This window comes from Klebsiella sp. A-Nf5, from assembly GCF_002810545.1.
In the GTDB taxonomy this organism is placed as follows: Bacteria; Pseudomonadota; Gammaproteobacteria; order Enterobacterales; family Enterobacteriaceae; genus Klebsiella; species Klebsiella variicola.
Window position 1 is genome coordinate 1 of sequence record NZ_PIOG01000222.1, and the last position, 17,285, is coordinate 17,285.

Sequence of the window (17,285 nt, forward strand, 5' to 3'; positions counted from 1 at the left end):
ACTGCGTGGTACCTTCGACTTATCCCTGCAGGCTTCGGGTCGGGCCGAGGCAGCGTCCGTGCAAAACACGGCCCTCAGCCCGCATCCATGCGGGCTGCCCCGACCTTCCGGGAACGTCTCAGCGATGTTGAGGCCGCCAGCACCGGCAGTTTCAGCAGCTTCTGGCCCGGCGGTGATTTGGGACCGTAGGCCGGGTCAGGCGCCAGCCGCCACCCGGCAACAACATGCCCGCAACGTGAGGCCGCTTTCGCGGCCTTTGTTACCCGTTGACTCCCTTACTGCCAGCTTTTCGCCTGCGCGGGGGAATCCACCATCACCCCGTCGGCGCCCAGTTCCTTCGCCGTGCGATAGTCTTCCGCACTGTTGATGCCGAAGAAAATAATGTGCGCTTTGCCCTGCGAGCGGAAGCAATCCATCGCCTCTTTATCCCAGGTGAGCGTTGCCGGGGAGATCCCTTCGCCAAGGGTAAACTTCTCCACTACCTCCACCTTGCGCTTCAGCTCCAGCCCATACCACTTATCGCCATTGCTCTGGCTGCTCTGTTGACACTGGTGGCTGAGTGAAATAGTAGCAAGTTTAGTGCGAGTCTCGCTGCGGGTGACGAAGCGGGGAATAGCCGATGGCAGGGCGGCGATATAGCGGTCATCGGTGGAATAGACCCGCACGCGATCGAGGCTGTCGGTGGCTTTTAACACCGCCAGCAGGCGTTCGCCCATCACCACCGGATCGGCATCCGGAGATTTGATATCGATATAGAAAAAAGTGTACGGCCACTGTTGCAGCACGCTTTGCAGGGTCGGGATCGTGGCCTGCTTACCGCGCCACGGGTGGCTGTCATCCCCCCATTTCCAGCCGGCATCGACTTTCGCCAGCTCGGAGGCGGTTAAGCTGGTGACCTTACCCTCGGCGTTGGTCAGGGCGGAAAGATCGCTTGAACGGTAGAGTACCGGTACGCCGTCGCGGCTTAACTGCACCGTGACCCAAATGGCCTCAGCGTTATTCTCCAGCGCCAGTTTAATGGCCGGCAGGGTATTTTCCGGCGCATCGCCGGTACCGCCGCGGTGGGCAATCAGCTGTGGGTTAGCTAAAGCGCTGCTGGTGGCCAGCAGGCAAAGGGCGGTGAGTCGTTTCTTCATGATTGTATCTTTCAGGTTTGTTGATTAACGTTATGAAAATAAACATGATTTATTGCACTTTTATGTTGTCAGCGTTTTTTTGACTACCGCAGTAAAAAAAGCATCAAACTGGCGCGCAGTTTTTGCTATGCTGTATGGGTATACAGTGTTGAGTCTGACGATGCGTAAAATTATCCATGTCGATATGGACTGTTTCTTTGCGGCGGTGGAGATGCGCGACAACCCGGCGTTGCGCGATATCCCCCTCGCGATAGGCGGCAGTCGGGTACAGCGTGGCGTGATTAGTACCGCGAACTATCCTGCGCGCAAGTTTGGCGTGCGCAGCGCCATGCCGACGGCGACGGCGCTCAAGCTGTGCCCGCATCTCACGCTGCTTCCCGGCCGCTTTGATGCTTACAAAGAAGCCTCGAACCATATCCGCGAAATTTTCTCCCGCTATACCTCGCGTATTGAGCCGCTGTCGCTGGATGAAGCCTACCTTGACGTCAGCGACAGCGTGCATTGTCATGGCTCGGCCACCCTGATGGCTCAGGAGATCCGCGAGACCATTGAACGGGAGCTGCATCTCACCGCCTCGGCGGGCGTGGCGCCGGTGAAGTTTCTCGCCAAAATCGCCTCCGATATGAATAAACCCAACGGCCAGTTCGTTATCGCTCCCCATCAGGTGGCTGAGTTTGTGCGGGCGTTACCGCTGGCGAAAATACCCGGCGTCGGAAAGGTGTCGGCGGCGAAGCTGGAAAATATGGGCCTGCGTACCTGTGGCGATGTGCAGAACAGCGATCTGGTCATGTTGCTCAAGCGTTTCGGAAAATTCGGGCGTATTCTGTGGGAGCGCAGCCACGGGATTGATGAGCGCGAAATCCATAACGACCGGCAACGTAAATCGGTGGGCGTGGAGCGGACGTTAGTGGAAGATATCCACGAATGGTCAGAGTGCGAAGCGATTATCGAAAACCTCTATCCCGAGCTGGAGCGCCGGCTGGCAAAGGTCAAACCGGACCTGTTGATCGCCCGCCAGGGCATTAAACTGAAATTCAATGACTTCCAGCAGACCACCCAGGAGCACGTTTGGCCGCGGCTGAACAAAGAAGATCTGATTGCCACCGCCCACAAAGCCTGGGATGAGCGCCGCGGCGGACGGGGCGTGCGTCTGGTTGGACTCCACGTGACGCTGCTCGATCCGCAGCTGGAAAGGCAGCTTTTATTAGGGATTTAACCATGCACATTCGTCCTTACCGTGACAGCGATTTGCCCATGCTCTGCGAGGTCTTCCTGCGCGCGGTGCAGGAAACGGCGAGCCGGGACTATACCCCGGCGCAGATTGCGGCCTGGGCACAGGTGGATGAGACGCGCTGGCGGCAAAAGCTGGCTGACTCAATCGGGCGGGTGGCCGTGGTCAACAATCAACCGGTTGGCTTTATCACCGCCATCGGGACGCATATCGATTTGCTCTTTGTCTCGCCGGATCACGCCCGGCAGGGTATCGGCGGCGCGCTTATCGAAGCGCTCTGCGCTCAGTATCCTGAGCAAATCCTGACGGTGGACGCGAGCATTACCGCAAAGCCCTGTTTTACGGCCCATGGTTTTGACATGGTGGCGGAACAGCGGGTGGCGGCTCGCGGGGAGTGGTTTATTAACTACCGGATGGAAAAACGCGTGGCGCTAAGGTGATGCGGGGGAAAACCGGCGGCGGGCCGCCGCCGGTTGTGGTGCTTATTTAGCCGGAATGGCTTTCAGCAGCTCGGTCAGCAGCGTCCAGTACTGGCCGACGCTCTCGATATGTACCTGCTCATCCGGGGAGTGCGGACCAGTAATGGTTGGCCCGATGGAGACCATGTCCATCTCCGGATACGGTTTTTTGAACAGACCGCATTCCAGACCTGCGTGGATGATCTGGATGTTCGGCGTCTTGTTGAACAGACGCTGATAGGTTTCGCGCACCAGATGCATTACCGGCGAGTTGGCGTCCGGCTGCCAGCCAGGGTAAGCGCCTTTGGCTTCGGTTTTCGCCCCTGCCAGTTTACCCAGAGAATCCAGCATGCTGACCACGTAGTCTTTGCCGCTGTCGAGGAGCGAGCGGATCAGGCAGTGGATCTGCACGTTGTCATCGGTCATGGTGACGACGCCGACGTTCAGCGAGGTTTCCACCACGCCTTTCGCCACGTCAGAGTTGCGGATAACCCCGTTCGGCGTGGCGTTCAGCAGGCGGATGAAACCGTCGCGGGAAGCCTGAGTCAGCGCCGCTTTGTCGTTATCGACCGCTTCCAGGAGCACCACCAGGTTCTTCTCTTTGGCCTCCAGCTCGTTTTTCAGCAGCGCCTGGTAAGTATTCACCAGCGCTTTCAGCGCATCGGTTTTATCCGCGGCGACGGCGACGGTAGCGTATGCTTCACGCGGGATGGCGTTGCGCAACGTACCGCCGTTGAAATCGACCAGACGCAGATCCAGCTCATCGGCGTGGCCGGCGAGGAAGCGCGACAGCAGCTTGTTGGCGTTGCCCAGACCCAGGTGAATGTCACCGCCGGAGTGGCCGCCCTTCAGCCCTTTTAAGGTTACTTTAAAGCTCTGGAACCCGGCCGGAATCGCTTCGCGGGTCAGCGCCAGGTTAGAGGTGAAATCGATCCCGCCGGCGCAACCCATGTAGATTTCGCCTTCTTCTTCGGAGTCGGTATTGATCAGGATATCCGCCTGCAGCCATTTGGCCTGCAGACCGAACGCGCCGTCCATACCGGCTTCTTCGGTCATGGTCAGCAGCACTTCCAGCGGGCCATGAGCGACGCTGTCGTCGGCCAGCACCGCCAGTGCGGACGCCATCCCGATGCCGTTATCCGCGCCCAGCGTGGTGCCGCGTGCTTTCACCCATTCGCCGTCAATGTACGGCTGAATCGGATCTTTGGCGAAGTCGTGGACGGTGTCGTTGTTTTTCTGCGGCACCATATCGAGGTGCGCCTGCAGCGCTACCGGCTTGCGGTTTTCCATACCGGCAGTCGCGCCTTTACGAATCAGAATGTTGCCAACCTGGTCACGTTCCGCGTGTAAGCCTTTTTCTTTTGCCCAACCCATAATGTGCTCGGCGAGCTGTTCTTCGTGATAGGACGGGTGCGGGATGGAGCAAATCTTGGCAAAAATATCCCAAAGCGGCTGCGGGGATAGTTGAGACAGTTCAGACACGGTAAGTCTCCTTACAAACTCCTGCATACAGCGGTTGCAGGACGAGGGTTAGCAATAAAATACACAACAAGCCCGGGCTTGCGCGATGAGGTTGAGAATACCACTTTCCACCGCCGCAGGTAGTGTAAACAACGCAAAAAGCGTTGCGCAAACCGCTTAACACTGGTTTTTAGTGCGTCAGATCTCTATAATCTCGCGCAACCATTTTCCCCCTCGAACATTATTTAAGCCGTATTACACAGGCTGGGACACTTCACATGAGCGAAAAATACGTCGTCACCTGGGACATGTTGCAGATTCACGCCCGCAAACTGGCCAGCCGTTTGCTGCCGGTTGAGCAATGGAAAGGCATTATTGCCGTCAGCCGCGGTGGACTGGTACCGGGAGCCTTACTGGCGCGTGAACTGGGCATTCGTCATGTTGATACCGTATGCATCTCCAGCTACGACCATGATAACCAGCGCGAGCTGAAAGTGCTGAAACGTGCGGAAGGCGATGGCGAAGGCTTTATCGTCATCGACGATCTGGTGGATACCGGCGGTACCGCCGTGGCGATCCGCGAAATGTATCCAAAAGCGCACTTTGTCACTATTTTCGCCAAGCCGGCAGGCCGCCCGCTGGTAGATGATTACGTTGTTGATATTCCTCAGGATACCTGGATTGAACAGCCGTGGGATATGGGCGTGGTCTTTGTACCGCCTATCGCAGGTCGTTAATTCTTCAGGACAGTGCTATTTACCACGCCCGGCTTGCCGGGCGTGGTTTTTTTTATCCTTTAGCAGGTTACAATAACAAGAGTGGCACTACGACGGAGACTGCACATGTCACAGGCTAACCTCAGCGAAACGCTGTTTAAACCTCGCTTCAAACATCCCGAAACCTCTACGCTGGTGCGTCGGTTTTCTGCCGGAAAGCCCCCGGCGATGCAGTCGGCGCTAAGCGGCAATCACGTCGATCACTGGTACCGTCTGATCAACCGTTTGATGTGGATCTGGCGCGGCGTGACCCCGCAGGAGATCCTCGATGTGCAAGCGCGTATTGTGATGAGCGAGGCCGAACGAACGGATCCAGAGCTGTTCGATACCGTTATCGGCTATCGCGGCGGCAACTGGATCTTTGAGTGGGCGAAAGAGGCCATGCAGTGGCAGCAAAAGGCCGGGCAGGAAGCCGATCCTTTGCTGAGCGGCCGCCACTGGTTGCATGCATCGAACTTGTATAGCATTGCCGCTTATCCGCATATTAAAGGCGATGAGCTGGCCGAACAGGCGCAGGCTTTAGCCAACCGGGCGTATGAAGAAGCCGCCCAGCGGCTGCCGGGCTCGCTGCGCGAGCTGGAGTTCACCATCCCTGGCGGTTCGCCAATAACCGGCTTTTTGCATACGCCAAAAGGCGATGGGCCGTTTCCGACGGTGCTGATGTGCGGGGGGCTGGACTCGCTGCAGACGGATTATTACAACCTGTATGAGAATTACTTCTCACCGCTCGGCATTGCCATGCTGACGATCGATATGCCTTCCATCGGCTTCTCGTCAAAATGGACGCTGAATCAGGACACCAGCCTGCTGCACCAGCACGCGCTGCGCCATCTGGAAAATGTACCGTGGGTCGATCATACCCGGGTCGCGGCCTTTGGCTTCCGCTTTGGCGCCAATATCGCGGTCCGTCTGGGTTACCTGGAGCCGCAGCGGCTGAAGGCTGTGGCGTGTCTGGGCCCGGTCGTTCATGGTCTGCTGGTGGATCCCCTGCATCAGGGGCGCGTGCCGGAGATGTATCTTGACGTGCTGGCCTCGCGGCTGGGCATGCATGACGCGTCCGATGAAGCGCTGCGCGTGGAGCTCAACCGTTACTCGTTAAAAACCCAGGGACTGCTGGGGCGCCGTTGCCCGACGCCGATGCTTTCCGGCTTCTGGAAGGACGATCCGTTCAGCCCCGAAGAAGAGTCGCGGTTAATCACTTCGTCATCTGCCGATGGCAAACTGCTGGAGATCCCGTTTAACCCGGTGTATCGCAATTTTGATCACGCATTGCGACAGATCGCCCGCTGGATCAATCATAGATTTGGTTAATTTATTGCTAAATTCTATTGGTTTGGTAAAACAGTTGCATCACTAAAGGAGATCGCAATGACGTTACCGAGTGGACACCTGAAAAGTAAGTTGATCAAGAAATTCACGGCGCTAGGGCCTTACATTCGCGAAGAGCAGTGCCATGACAACCGTTTCTTTTTCGATTGCCTGGCAGTTTGCGTCAATGTTAAGCCCGCGCCGGAGAAGCGTGAATTCTGGGGCTGGTGGATGGAAATGGAAGCACAAGAGTCACGTTTCACCTACAGCTACCAGTTTGGCCTGTTCAATAAAGAAGGTTCATGGCAGGCGGTCGACATTGACGACCCGGAAGTGAGCGAGAGACTGGAAAAAACGCTGCGCGAGTTCCACGAGCGCGCGGCAGCGCTGCTGACCACCTTTAATCTGAAGCTGGAACCGGCCGACGATTTCAGCGAACCGGTTCGCCTGCGCGCGTAAACCATACTCTGGTATCCGCTTCCTGTACCGGGAAGCGGATGACTCCCCGAATGATACACTGCTGTTACGCTTTACGTACCTTTATTCTTGCATCTCGCGATGAGTACGCAACACCCGGAATGGCTGGCCGACCACTACCTGACCGGCGGCAATATCTTTCGTCACCACGGTACCCGCGCCAATTTTGACATTATCACCCAACGTCACCGGGCCGATGACCACCACGTGGGCGCCGAATTCGACGTTATTGCCAATCACCGGGCTTGCCCCTTCACGGCCTTCGCTATCCGTCAGGCTGCCGATGGTGGCTCCCTGGCGCAGGATACAGTTTTCACCGATGACGGTACCACGGTTGAGGACGATGCAGTGTGGATGGAACAGCTTCAGCCCGTAGCCGATCCGCGTTTGCCAGGGGAGTTCGACGCAAAACAGACACTCGTTAATCAGTTTATTGAGAATAACGAATGGAATGCCGAGCAGCTTGTAAAACGGGTTGCGGCTGCGATACAGCGTCGCAAGGCGATAGAGCAGAATCGCAATTTTCGCCTTCATACTGCCGGTATGTTTGATCTCGCGGCGGACCTGACTGATGGCATTAGGCATGAATTCTCCGTTTACTTAAGGGAAAAGGTGGTCAGTTGATACCAGCCGTCGGCGGTTTTACCCTGGTTGGCCAGCAGCAGCCGCGGCTTGCCCTGGGCATCGGTAATGGCGGTCTGCAGCGCGTAATCCCCGGCTGGTAGCGAGGCGGGTAGCGCCAGAGTGACAGTGCTTTGCATATCCCCCGGCAGCCAGCGGCGCACGTCATCTTGTGTTTTTAACTGGGTAACTGTGGCACCGAGGGCGTTAACCACGCGCCATTGTACCGGGTAGGGCAGATAGGCTGGGGCGACGCCATCATTACGCCAGGTAACATTGATCGCTAAAGGCCTGCCAGCCTTGACCGGTGTCTCGAAGGCGAGTTTGTTCACCCGAAAGCGGTAGCCGATTCGCAGCAGAGCTTTATCGACAATATCGCGGTATTCCGCCGGAATTGGCCGCGATTTCAGATTCAGGCTGCTGGCATGTTGTTGCAGCGCCCAGTCGAAGGTGGCCTGCACTTCTTCACGTGTGTAGTGCTGTACGCTCTGCCATTCGCTCATGTAGCCGCAGATCTCAAGGCTCACTGGCGCCCGTTTCCAGCTATCGACAAAACCTGGCGCTGCGGCCTGGGCGGCGGCCAGACGCTGCGGATAATCATCGCGCATATGGCTCCACTCGCTGGAGAAGTTATGCCAGTCACCCCAGCAGTCCGCCCGCCAGCCCGCGCCGCGGCGGCTGGCCCAGGCCAGTGAATCGCCGCCGCTAATCAGCATGATTTTCGGCGTTTTCGGGAAGCTATCGAAATGCATATCAACATAGCGATTGAGCTGCTCCGGCGTGTACTTCTCCATTAGCGGCGGAATGTCGCTAAAGTTGGAGTTGTGCCATTCGCCCCAGGAGCCGATCATACCGATATCGATGAAGGCCAGTTCCGGATTGCCGTCATAGCGCTGACCGAGGGCATTCAGCAGTTTCTGCGCATAGGCGATAAAAATTGGATCGCTGAGATCCGGAACGAAGGTTTTGCCGTCTGCGACCCACTGGCCTTTGATCCCTTTGGCGATCAGCCAGTCGGGAATTTTCGATCCCGTTTGCGGCTCGTCGAGCGCCATTACCCGCAGGCCGACGTTCATGGCTGGCTGATGGCTGGCGGCGACGCTAAAAGCGTTATCGATTGGCGCGAAATTGTAGACCCCTTCCTGTGGTTCCAGCTCACTCCAGTAGAAGCGGTCGTACTCAAAACCGGTATCGGGATACTCGGCGCGGGTCGGTTTTTCACCATAGCCATCATGAAAGCTGGCGACGCCGATGCCCGGATTGGTGAGCAGGCCGTCGAAGGGGGGCGGGGTGATGACCGTGGTTTCCGCGCCAACGGATGCTGATGCCAGCGCGCTGGCCAGCAACAGAGAGCGAAACAGGGGGACTCTACGCAGAGATGATATCGCCATACTCAATTCACTTTGTCATATGGTCATGAAGATTAACAAACCACGTCCAGATACCGACGTGGAAATTTTTAAATACATCAATGCCTAACGCTGATTTCAGCATATAGAGCGCCAGCAGGATCGACAGCAGGCAGAATACCACGCCAAGCGTAATCAGCAGGGTCGCGAAGATACGCCCAAACAGAGTGCTATCGCGCGAAACTTTGCGCAGATCCCGACCAAAAAGAAATACCACGAAATAGCGCCGATGCAGGAAGGGAAAGCTGTGGCGAAAATCGATGCGATGGCGTGACGCCAGGTTGGCGCGCACCAGCGCCTGCTCGATTCCCCGTTTCTGCTCCGCGGTTAATGAGGTTTCCACCTCCTGGTCAAGCGCGGCATAAAAGCGCTCGACCACCAGTTCAGCTGTAGATTTCGGCACGAGTAACCTGCTTACGTTAAGCGCTGATAGACTTGCGCGGTTTGCGCGGCAATTTCCGGCCAGCGGTACTTCGGCATAAACTCACTGTAATCCGCTTTTTCACCTGCGGCCCATTGCTGCAGTTTCTGCGTCAGGGCCGGAACGTTGCCGACGGGAAAGTAGTCCGCTGGCGGCAGGCCAATTTCAAGGTTGGCCGGAATGTCGCTGACCACCACCGGCAGCGACCACGACATGGCCTCCAGCAGCGCGATCGGCAATCCCTCATGATAAGAGGGCAGCACGAATAGCCCGGCCTGAGAGAAAAGGGTATGCAGCGGCGCGCCGCTGATAAAGCCGGTCAGGATGACGTTTGGCGTGGCGGTCGCCTGTTGCTTCAGGCGCTCGCTATATTCATCGGCGTGGTCGGCATCGCCAATGAGCACCAGCGGTACCGAACCCCCGGCGGCGGCATAGGCGGCAACGAGATCGTGCAGCCCTTTCTCTTCAACAAAACGGGCCACGGCAACGATATACTGACCCGGTTTTAGACCGTATTTATCGAGGATCGCCGCCTGTTGCTCCGCAGGCGGCAGGTCGACCTGGCGCACGCCGTTGTAGATTACGTGGGCGTTATGTCGGCCATGTTTATGCTTAATCAGATTATTGATGACCTCGGAAATGACGATCACTTCATTGGCGTATTTCACCGCCCATTTTTCGCCCAAACGCAGCATCTCTTTGGCCATCCGGCCCCATTTCTGCCGATCGTAATCTGGGCCATGATGGGTAAAGACGACGCGTTTTCCCAACAGGCGCAGTAACGGCACTACCAGACCGGGGCCGACGGCGTGAACGTGAACCACGTTGGAGCCGTCAAAAACGCTACTAAAAGCCGCCAGCGTTGAGTGGATAATAGCCTCGAATTTACGGCTTTTCGGCGCCCAAAGGCTTTTGAGTTTGACGCCCTGATATTCGCTACGTCGGTAGTTTACATAAGGCGAGCGGGCAATCACGCAGACTTCCGCGCTACCCTGGCGATAGATTTCCGGGTATAAATTCTGGCAGTGCGTTTCGACACCGCCCTGCACATCGGGGATCCCGCGAGTGCCTAATACCGTGACGTTGATGGTCATTTTTTCTCCCCGACAAGTTGCTGATAAAGCGCCTGCAGCACCTGCATGTGGCGGGCGAGATCGTATTTCTCTTCCAGCCGCCGGCGGGCGTTAATGCCCATATTGCGGGCCAGCTCAGGGTCTGCAGCCAGTTTGTCCATCAGTTGCGCCAGCGCGTCGCTATTGCCGGGTTCAACCAGATAGCCGTCGACGCCGTCACGGATCTGTTCCGGGATACCGCCAATATTGCCGCCGATCACCGGGCGGCCAAATGCCATGGCTTCGAGCACCGACATTGAGCAGTTTTCATAATATTCGGAGGGGACGACTACCGCGCGGGCTCCGCGGATCAGGTTATTCAGCTCCTCGCCGTGTTTCATGTAGCCGAGGAACTGCGGGCCGCTGAAATGTGCGCGCAGGTCTGCGCCTAATGGGCCGTCGCCGACAATTTTAAGCGGCATCGTCTCCCGCATTTTTTGCTGCGCCTGCGCCAGCGTCGGTACGCCTTTTTCCCGGCTCAGGCGGCCAATATAGAGAAAATAGTCGCCCGCGGTTTCGCCGGGCACGGTGCTGTTGGCATCTATACCGTTGACGATCACCTCAATGCGGGCGTCGGGCAGCTTACGCAGCAAGGTCTGGCGCATAAACTCGCTCGGGGCGATGATACAGTCGAGCATGGCGTAATTTTTGGCGAACTTCTGCCAATAGGCTTCCAGCGACAGCAGCAGGCTTTTGAAAGTATCGCCCTGCTGGCAGCGGTGACGAAAAGCGTTGATCACCGACCCCGTCAGACACTCTTCGCAGACATGACCATCGCGCAGCATGGTGTACGAAGGACAGACGATTTTGTAATCGTGGGCGGTGAGTACCGTTTTGCAGCCAAAGCGTTTCGCCACGCCAATAACGGCAGGCGTAAGCTGATGATAGATATTATGAAAATGAACAATATCCGGCCGCTCGCGCAACAAAAGCGTGTTGAGCTTCGCGCAGGCCTCGGCATTATAAATAAAGTCCACCCCGGCTTTGATTTTGCTCATCAGGCCGTGACTGTCGTGATAATCGACGTTATGGACGAAAAATTCCTCCCACGGCGACGGTTTATTTTCCGCGTGCTGCATACTGAAGTCGACGACCTGGTAGCCGGCTTGCAACATCGCGTCGCGCTCCTGAAAATAAACGGTTTCCGCGCCGCCTTTGATAAAGAAGAATTTGTTAACGAAGAGAATTTTCATTTTCAGTATCAATATGCTGTGGATTCGAGACGGTCACCGCCGGGCGTTTCATCGGATCGCGCACTGAATTAATCACGCCGCGCACAAGCCCTGCTGAAAATAGCGATAGGTTAATGGCGCTCTGCACCCCATCGCGCAGCGATTTATTTTTAATGGCCTTCAGGGCGATAAACGCCAGCAGCGGCAGCAGGGCAATGGCGATAACTTTACCGTTGAAGGTCAGCAGGCAGATCAGTAAAACCAGAAGATAGAGGGTGAAGATCAGCTCATTACGCACAATCCGCAGCGCCGCCGGAAAATGGGCTTTCCCCCAGCAGTTTCGGAGCAACTCGCCCGGCGCCCACAGGAAACCATTCTTCCAGCGGTAGGTCAGCATTTTAAAGGTCGGCATAGTGTAAGAGGCGTGGCTGAAGTAGGGCGCCGTCAGGCGATGCAGTTTGTAACCCGCCGCCTGCAAGCGAATGCCGAGTTCCGCTTCTTCGTAACCGTGCAGGTTGAGGTTAGTCAGATAGCCGATTTTCTCGATCGCCTCGCGGCGATACAGGCCGCCGCCGCCCAGGTGATCGGTATCTCCCTGCGGATAGATCAGATGCAGGCGCTGTTTGCGCGATTTGAACTCGTAGTTGGAGGCATCATCCATCTCGACGCTACCGGCCACACCCGCATACTCCGGGTGGGTCTGCAGAAACTCAATGGCGGTATCCAGAAAACCCGGCTCCAGTTCCATATCGCCATCCAGCAACAGCAGATAATCGCCTTCACTATACAGCCAGCCCAGCTGGTGGCCGATACCGCAGCAGCGGTCGGCGGCGTTATCCAGGCACACCACCATCGCGCCTTTCGCGATAGCCAGTTCGCGGGTGTTATCGGTCGATAAGCTATCGGCGACGATGATTTGATGCGGGTACGGTTGCAGCTGTTTGCGCACGCTATCGATCGTTTTCTCGATGCCCTGCGCTTCGTTCAGAGTCTTGATGCTGACGGTAATTGATGGCGTTTTATTCATAGTGGGTACCGGAGTTAAGACGGACAGCGCGGTGGATGACAATCAGCGCCCCAAGGGATAACCATAATAAAAACTGTAGCATGGGAATGATCATCAGGATCTGGCTGTACGGCAGGCTCAGCAGACAGCCGATGACAAAAACATAGAATGCCGGCGCTGAGCTGAGAAGCTGGAGATCCTCAAGCTTGAGATCGTGACGCGAAAAGGTTTCTTTGGGGCGCATGGCGACCAGTACTGAGGCAATGGTGCCGATAAACAGAATGATGCCGATAATACCCACTTCCCACAGCAGCATGCTCAAGGCGGTAGAATCGAGGATCAGGTGATACCAGGCGCCGATATAGCCCGGTGAGACCGTACTGCCGCTGTTGGTGGCGTTAAGGCCGTAACCAAACAGCATGCCGCCCGGACCAAACAGTTCGTTATGCTGCAGCCAGAAGAAGACGGTGGTAAAACGTCCCAGTTCACCGCTGGGCATAATGTAGTTGGTATCAAAAATATAGCCCAGCGAATCGATAAATACCGACAGTGCGCTTTTCGTCGGGTCGCCGCCGAAGGCCGAGGAATAGTTGGAGGCCAGCACGGTAATGGCGACAAAAATTAATAGCGCCATGCCGGCGGCGATGATCAGCAGCGATCGCAGGCTGACTTTACTTACGCCGCTCACATAGCCGGGCAGGATCCACAGTAGCGCCAGCAGGAACGGCGACAGAAGAATGACGAACTTCACTTCGCCGACTACGCAGAGGAAGAAGCCCAGCGCGATATGTATCACCAATGATTTGAATGAACAGATACCGTGCTTAAACTCCGACACCTTCATGAGCATGATCAGCAGGCAGAACATCCCCATCGCCGCGGTATTGCCCCCACCCATCGGATCGCCGCCAAAAGTGCCGACCACCGAGTCCCACTTCTCATCTTCGCCGCGAAACGCCACCCGTTTAGGCACCACGAAAATCACCTGATAAATAGCGACCGGGATCTGCACATAGTAGATCCAGTAGAAAAGCCGGGTAAGACGGTACAGCTGTGATTCACTAAACATCCCCAGCAGCATGCACAACATCAGCAGCGAGAGCGCCAGCTCGTTTTTAAAACCGACGATGGCGGTGACAATACCCGACTGTAGAACGGTGGACACCAGCCCGAGAGCGATAAACGTCAGATACAGGGCCAGTATCAGCTTTTCACGCCCGGTGAGTGCCAGTGGCTGCGGGCGGCTCTGCATCAGGAGCAGCACCGCCATCGCCAGCACCATAAAAAATGGCAGCCACAGCACGGCCGCGACACCGGTGAAATACTGGACCGTACCGCAGAACACCAGCGTCATTAGGGCATAGGCTTCGAGATAGCGGCCGGTATTTAGCTGCATATTTTCTGCTCCTGCAGCGAAAGCGTTTTCGCCCGCTGATTCATTTTGAGCAGAATGAACAGGTAACGCGCGAAGGTCAGGAAGGAGAAGGCCAGCAGGGCGATTTCATAACTGACGCCAAAGTACGGCAAGGCGATGAAGGTGATGACGATAATCAGCAACTGCTCAATCTGAATGCGCAGGAAGTAGCGCCGGGAGCCAAAGATCAGCTCGATCACTGTCAGCGGGCTGACCGCCAGCGCGGCGAACAGATAAGGCAGCATGTAGCGCGAGGTGGGGATCGAATTCAGCCACTCCTCGCTAAAACCCAGGCGCATCACCAGCGGATAGAAAATCCAGATGCCAAGGATGCACACCGCGGCGGCGCCCAGCAGCAGCAGGCGAACCTTTTTATATTCCGGATAGTTAAAGGTGTGGTTGCGAAAATCCATCGACCATTTAGAAAAAATAGAGTTGCGCACGGCGTTACCGATAATCATCACCGGCGACAGGCAGAAGCGGCTGACCACCGAAAAGTAGCCGGCGACCAGCGGCGAAAACCAGATGTTAATCAGCATCGTCGGCAGGTTATTACTGGCCATCGCCAGCACCTCGGCGCTGCCGACGCGACTGATATGCTGCCAGTGCTCGCGTAGAAAACGCAGATTTGCCGCAGGGGAAAAGTGGTGCAACGTTAAGCTCTTGAAGTTAAACAGACGAATCAGGCAGACGAGCAGCAGTAGCAGGATCCCGACCATCCACGCCAGATAGAACAGCGTCGGGTTGGGCATCACCAGCAGCGCGATGGCGACCACCAGCGACACCGCAATACGCTGGAAGGTGAGGAAAGGATAGTTGCCGCCACGCAGGGAAAGGTTTTCCGCCACCAGCACCAGCGCATAGCCGAAGGTCAGCAAATAGAGAAACGCAATATTAAGCCCGAAGATAAGCCCGGTGATCACCGCCCAGGGGATTGCCATCAGCAGGCTCTGCAACAGGCAAAACACCACGTTTTGCCCCAGTTCGTGATCCTCCTGGCGGGGTAGCAGCAATTGCGAGGCAAAGGTGCAGACCTGCGCGCCGATCAGCACATTGCTGTAAATCATCGCGTAATGGCCGACCTCAGCCATCCCGTAGCGGTGGGAGATAAGCCAGACCGAAAAGGCGCCGATCAGCTGCGAAAGCACGGATGAACTGGCGATGGATGAAATACTCTTAATCAGATTCATAGGCGCTATTTCGGGGCAATGAGTTCGCGCATCTGGCGATCGAGCAGGCGTTTACCTTCCTGCGTTTCCAGGTGCTCTTCTTGTACCAGGTTGAGCACGTTCGCCACCTGGACCTTGCCAGCGCCTTGCAGGCGACGTTCTGCCTCACGGATGTGTGCCGCCTGCTCGCCCGCTTTCACCACCAGCAGACTGATATCGCTTTGCGCCGCCAGGAGTAAGCTATCCTGCGCCTGACTGAGCGCCGGGGTGTCGATGATCAGCGTATCGTAAGTCTGATGCAGATCCGCCAGCAGGGTGGGTAAACGTTCGGCAGTCAGCAGCAGTAGTGATGAGTCCTGAAGTTTGCCGCGTGGCATAAAATCCAGTTTCTCATCCAGTTTGACGATCGCCTGTTCCTGCGTACAACTGCCGTTCAACAACTGGTTAAACCCTTGCTTATGCTGAGGAAATTTTGCCGACAATCCCTGAGACGCCAGATAATCGAGGTCAATGAGCAGGGTTTTGCGCGATTTGCTGGCGGACCAGGCCAGAAGTTCAGCAATAAGTGAACTGCCGGAACGGGATTGTACCGAGGTGACCAGAATGGTAGCGGGCTTATCGCGCTGATTAAGTAATGCCAGCCGCAGACTGTGGATCATATCGGCATACAGCACGTTATGGAAAATCTGCCTGACATTCTCCAGATGCGTCAACTGCGGAAATTCACCGCTGCCATCGAGGGCGGTTTTCGCTTTCAGCTCGCTGAGGCTATTCACCGTTTTATCCAGCGCGGTGCTGACGATCAGGTACATGATATAGAGCGCCAGCGCCAGCATCGTAACCATGATAATTAGCAGGCCGCGCTGCGGTTTAGACGGCCGATCCGGCGGTACCGCAGCGTCGTAAATGACCTCATCCGGAACTGAGAAGCTCTCCGACAATTTTTGCTCGTTGGCGCGCTGGTACAGCGACTTATACAACTCTTCGGTTTTGTTCAGCGCGGTGGTCATGGTGTTGTACTGGTCGCGTTTGGCGCCGAGCGCCTGGAAATCAGCCTTCTGATCGTTGAGCATTTTCTGATAGTGCTGCTCATCGTCGAGAGCGATTTGATACTGCTGACGCAAACCGTTAAATAGCTCGCCCAGTACCTGGCCTAGCTGCACGTTAACGGCCTGCAACTGCGCCTGGGCTTGCAGATATTTCGGATGCTGTGGCCCGTAATGCTTAGCGGCTTCAGAGAGATTACGCCGGGTCTGGATGAGCGCAATGCGTAAGTCCTGAATCTGCGGATGTCCGGAGATTTCCGGCAGTGAGATAATTTGTTCTACCGGTTTACCCTGCTGGCGGCGGACTTTGTCCCACACTGTCTGCGCTTTCAGGCGGCGCTGGGTGGCGTCGGCGAGGTGGTTTATCACAATCCCCAGGCGTTCGGTTTCATAACCATCCATGCTGCGGAAGGTCAGTAGCCCATTCTCTTTGAGAAAATGGTCGATGTCCGCCTTTTGCTGCTCCATTTTGCGCTTCAGGTCGTCCATCATTTTTTCATTCCAGCCCTGTGCCTGAAGCAAGGTGTTTTGCTTCTGCTGCAGGCTGTAGTCAATGAAGGCCTGGGCGACGCCGTTGGCGATATCGGCGGCTTTTTGCGGTGATTTGGCTTCCATTGATACGGAAACCAGCTGGGTGGTACGCACTCCAGAAATTGTCAGACCTCTTTCCAGCGCCTGAATGGCATTGTGGATGCGCGTGGCTTCGTCGAGATAATCACCGCCGTTAAATTCGCTATCCTGATACAGCTTTAATTTGCGCACCGCGGCATCAAGTACCACGCGTGAACCCATTAATGCGTACTTGGTCTCGTAATAATCGCTGCGCGTGGAGTCGTAGTTTTCCAGCCGCGGCAGGGGAGAGATGTCCTGCGACTGCGCTTTAAACAGCACGGTGGCCGTCGCTGTGTAGCTTGAGGACATAAAGCGCGTCAGAATAAACGATGCCACGGCGGCGACAATCACTACCGCCAGGCACCAGATAAGCTTGTGCTTAATTTTGTTGAAATAAGGCGTGAAGTCGATAAAACCTTCTTTCTTTTTTCCATTTTCGACCAATGAAATTGCCAT

Annotated in this window: 16 protein-coding genes; 5 read left to right on the forward strand and 11 right to left on the reverse strand. The window is 56.1% G+C overall.

Annotation, left to right across the window (positions count from 1 at the left end; all coding sequences use genetic code 11):
* Positions 1-275: 275 nt before the first annotated feature.
* Positions 276-1,136, reverse strand: a complete 861-nt coding sequence (locus CWM53_RS20490) for a glycerophosphodiester phosphodiesterase family protein (RefSeq protein WP_100631384.1) — start codon at positions 1,134-1,136, stop codon at positions 276-278.
* Positions 1,137-1,296: 160 nt separating this feature from the next.
* Between CWM53_RS20490 and dinB the strand changes: the two genes are divergently transcribed.
* Together dinB and CWM53_RS20500 are read left to right on the forward strand one after the other, a co-directional pair.
* A complete protein-coding gene (gene dinB / locus CWM53_RS20495; RefSeq protein ID WP_100750865.1) occupies positions 1,297-2,352 on the forward strand; it encodes a DNA polymerase IV in 1,056 nt (351 codons plus the stop codon).
* Positions 2,353-2,354: 2 nt separating this feature from the next.
* Positions 2,355-2,807 (forward strand): GNAT family N-acetyltransferase, encoded by a 453-nt coding sequence (locus tag CWM53_RS20500; RefSeq protein WP_074386792.1) that lies wholly within the window; start codon positions 2,355-2,357, stop codon positions 2,805-2,807.
* Positions 2,808-2,849: 42 nt separating this feature from the next.
* Here the strand turns inward: CWM53_RS20500 and pepD are convergent, their stop codons facing one another.
* On the reverse strand, positions 2,850-4,307 hold the full coding sequence (pepD, locus tag CWM53_RS20505; protein ID WP_100676237.1) for a cytosol nonspecific dipeptidase: 1,458 nt from the start codon (positions 4,305-4,307) through the stop codon (positions 2,850-2,852).
* A 257-nt stretch (positions 4,308-4,564) separates the two neighbouring features.
* On the opposite strand from pepD, the gene gpt reads away from it, so the two are divergent.
* The 3 genes from gpt (at position 4,565) to crl (ending at position 6,829) form a co-directional block, all read left to right on the forward strand.
* Positions 4,565-5,023, forward strand: coding sequence for a xanthine phosphoribosyltransferase (gene gpt / locus CWM53_RS20510; RefSeq protein WP_002889733.1), 459 nt, complete (start codon positions 4,565-4,567; stop codon positions 5,021-5,023).
* 105 nt (positions 5,024-5,128) lie between these two features.
* Positions 5,129-6,373: an esterase FrsA gene (frsA, locus tag CWM53_RS20515; RefSeq protein WP_061155661.1), complete on the forward strand. Its 1,245-nt coding sequence runs from the start codon at positions 5,129-5,131 to the stop codon at positions 6,371-6,373.
* A gap of 57 nt (positions 6,374-6,430) precedes the next feature.
* Positions 6,431-6,829 carry a sigma factor-binding protein Crl gene (gene crl / locus CWM53_RS20520; RefSeq protein ID WP_004178681.1) on the forward strand — a complete coding sequence of 133 codons (399 nt, stop codon included), beginning with the start codon at positions 6,431-6,433 and terminating at the stop codon, positions 6,827-6,829.
* Between the two features lie 81 nt (positions 6,830-6,910).
* Here crl and CWM53_RS20525 read toward each other — a convergent pair whose 3' ends face one another.
* From CWM53_RS20525 to CWM53_RS20565, 9 genes are read right to left on the reverse strand one after another with little or no spacing between them, the layout of a single operon-like run.
* Positions 6,911-7,432, reverse strand: coding sequence for a serine acetyltransferase (locus tag CWM53_RS20525; RefSeq protein ID WP_100676236.1), 522 nt, complete (start codon positions 7,430-7,432; stop codon positions 6,911-6,913).
* A gap of 11 nt (positions 7,433-7,443) precedes the next feature.
* The gene (locus CWM53_RS20530; RefSeq protein ID WP_100676235.1) at positions 7,444-8,859 is read right to left on the reverse strand and encodes a DUF4832 domain-containing protein; all 1,416 of its coding nucleotides are present in this window, start codon (positions 8,857-8,859) and stop codon (positions 7,444-7,446) included.
* 7 nt (positions 8,860-8,866) lie between these two features.
* Entirely contained in the window at positions 8,867-9,280 is a 414-nt protein-coding gene (locus CWM53_RS20535; protein WP_100676234.1) for a hypothetical protein, read from the reverse strand.
* A gap of 11 nt (positions 9,281-9,291) precedes the next feature.
* Entirely contained in the window at positions 9,292-10,392 is a 1,101-nt protein-coding gene (locus CWM53_RS20540) for a glycosyltransferase family 4 protein (RefSeq protein WP_100676233.1), read from the reverse strand.
* Positions 10,389-11,603: a glycosyltransferase family 4 protein gene (locus CWM53_RS20545; protein ID WP_100676232.1), complete on the reverse strand. Its 1,215-nt coding sequence runs from the start codon at positions 11,601-11,603 to the stop codon at positions 10,389-10,391. The genes CWM53_RS20540 and CWM53_RS20545 overlap by 4 nt, the downstream gene beginning before the upstream one ends.
* On the reverse strand, positions 11,584-12,609 hold the full coding sequence (locus CWM53_RS20550) for a glycosyltransferase family 2 protein (RefSeq protein WP_100676231.1): 1,026 nt from the start codon (positions 12,607-12,609) through the stop codon (positions 11,584-11,586). The genes CWM53_RS20545 and CWM53_RS20550 overlap by 20 nt, the downstream gene beginning before the upstream one ends.
* A complete protein-coding gene (locus tag CWM53_RS20555) occupies positions 12,602-13,984 on the reverse strand; it encodes a capsular biosynthesis protein (RefSeq protein ID WP_100676230.1) in 1,383 nt (460 codons plus the stop codon). The genes CWM53_RS20550 and CWM53_RS20555 overlap by 8 nt, the downstream gene beginning before the upstream one ends.
* Entirely contained in the window at positions 13,975-15,192 is a 1,218-nt protein-coding gene (locus CWM53_RS20560; protein ID WP_100676229.1) for a lipopolysaccharide biosynthesis protein, read from the reverse strand. The genes CWM53_RS20555 and CWM53_RS20560 overlap by 10 nt, the downstream gene beginning before the upstream one ends.
* Positions 15,193-15,197: 5 nt before the next feature.
* The gene (locus CWM53_RS20565; protein ID WP_100676228.1) at positions 15,198-17,285 is read right to left on the reverse strand and encodes a GumC family protein; all 2,088 of its coding nucleotides are present in this window, start codon (positions 17,283-17,285) and stop codon (positions 15,198-15,200) included.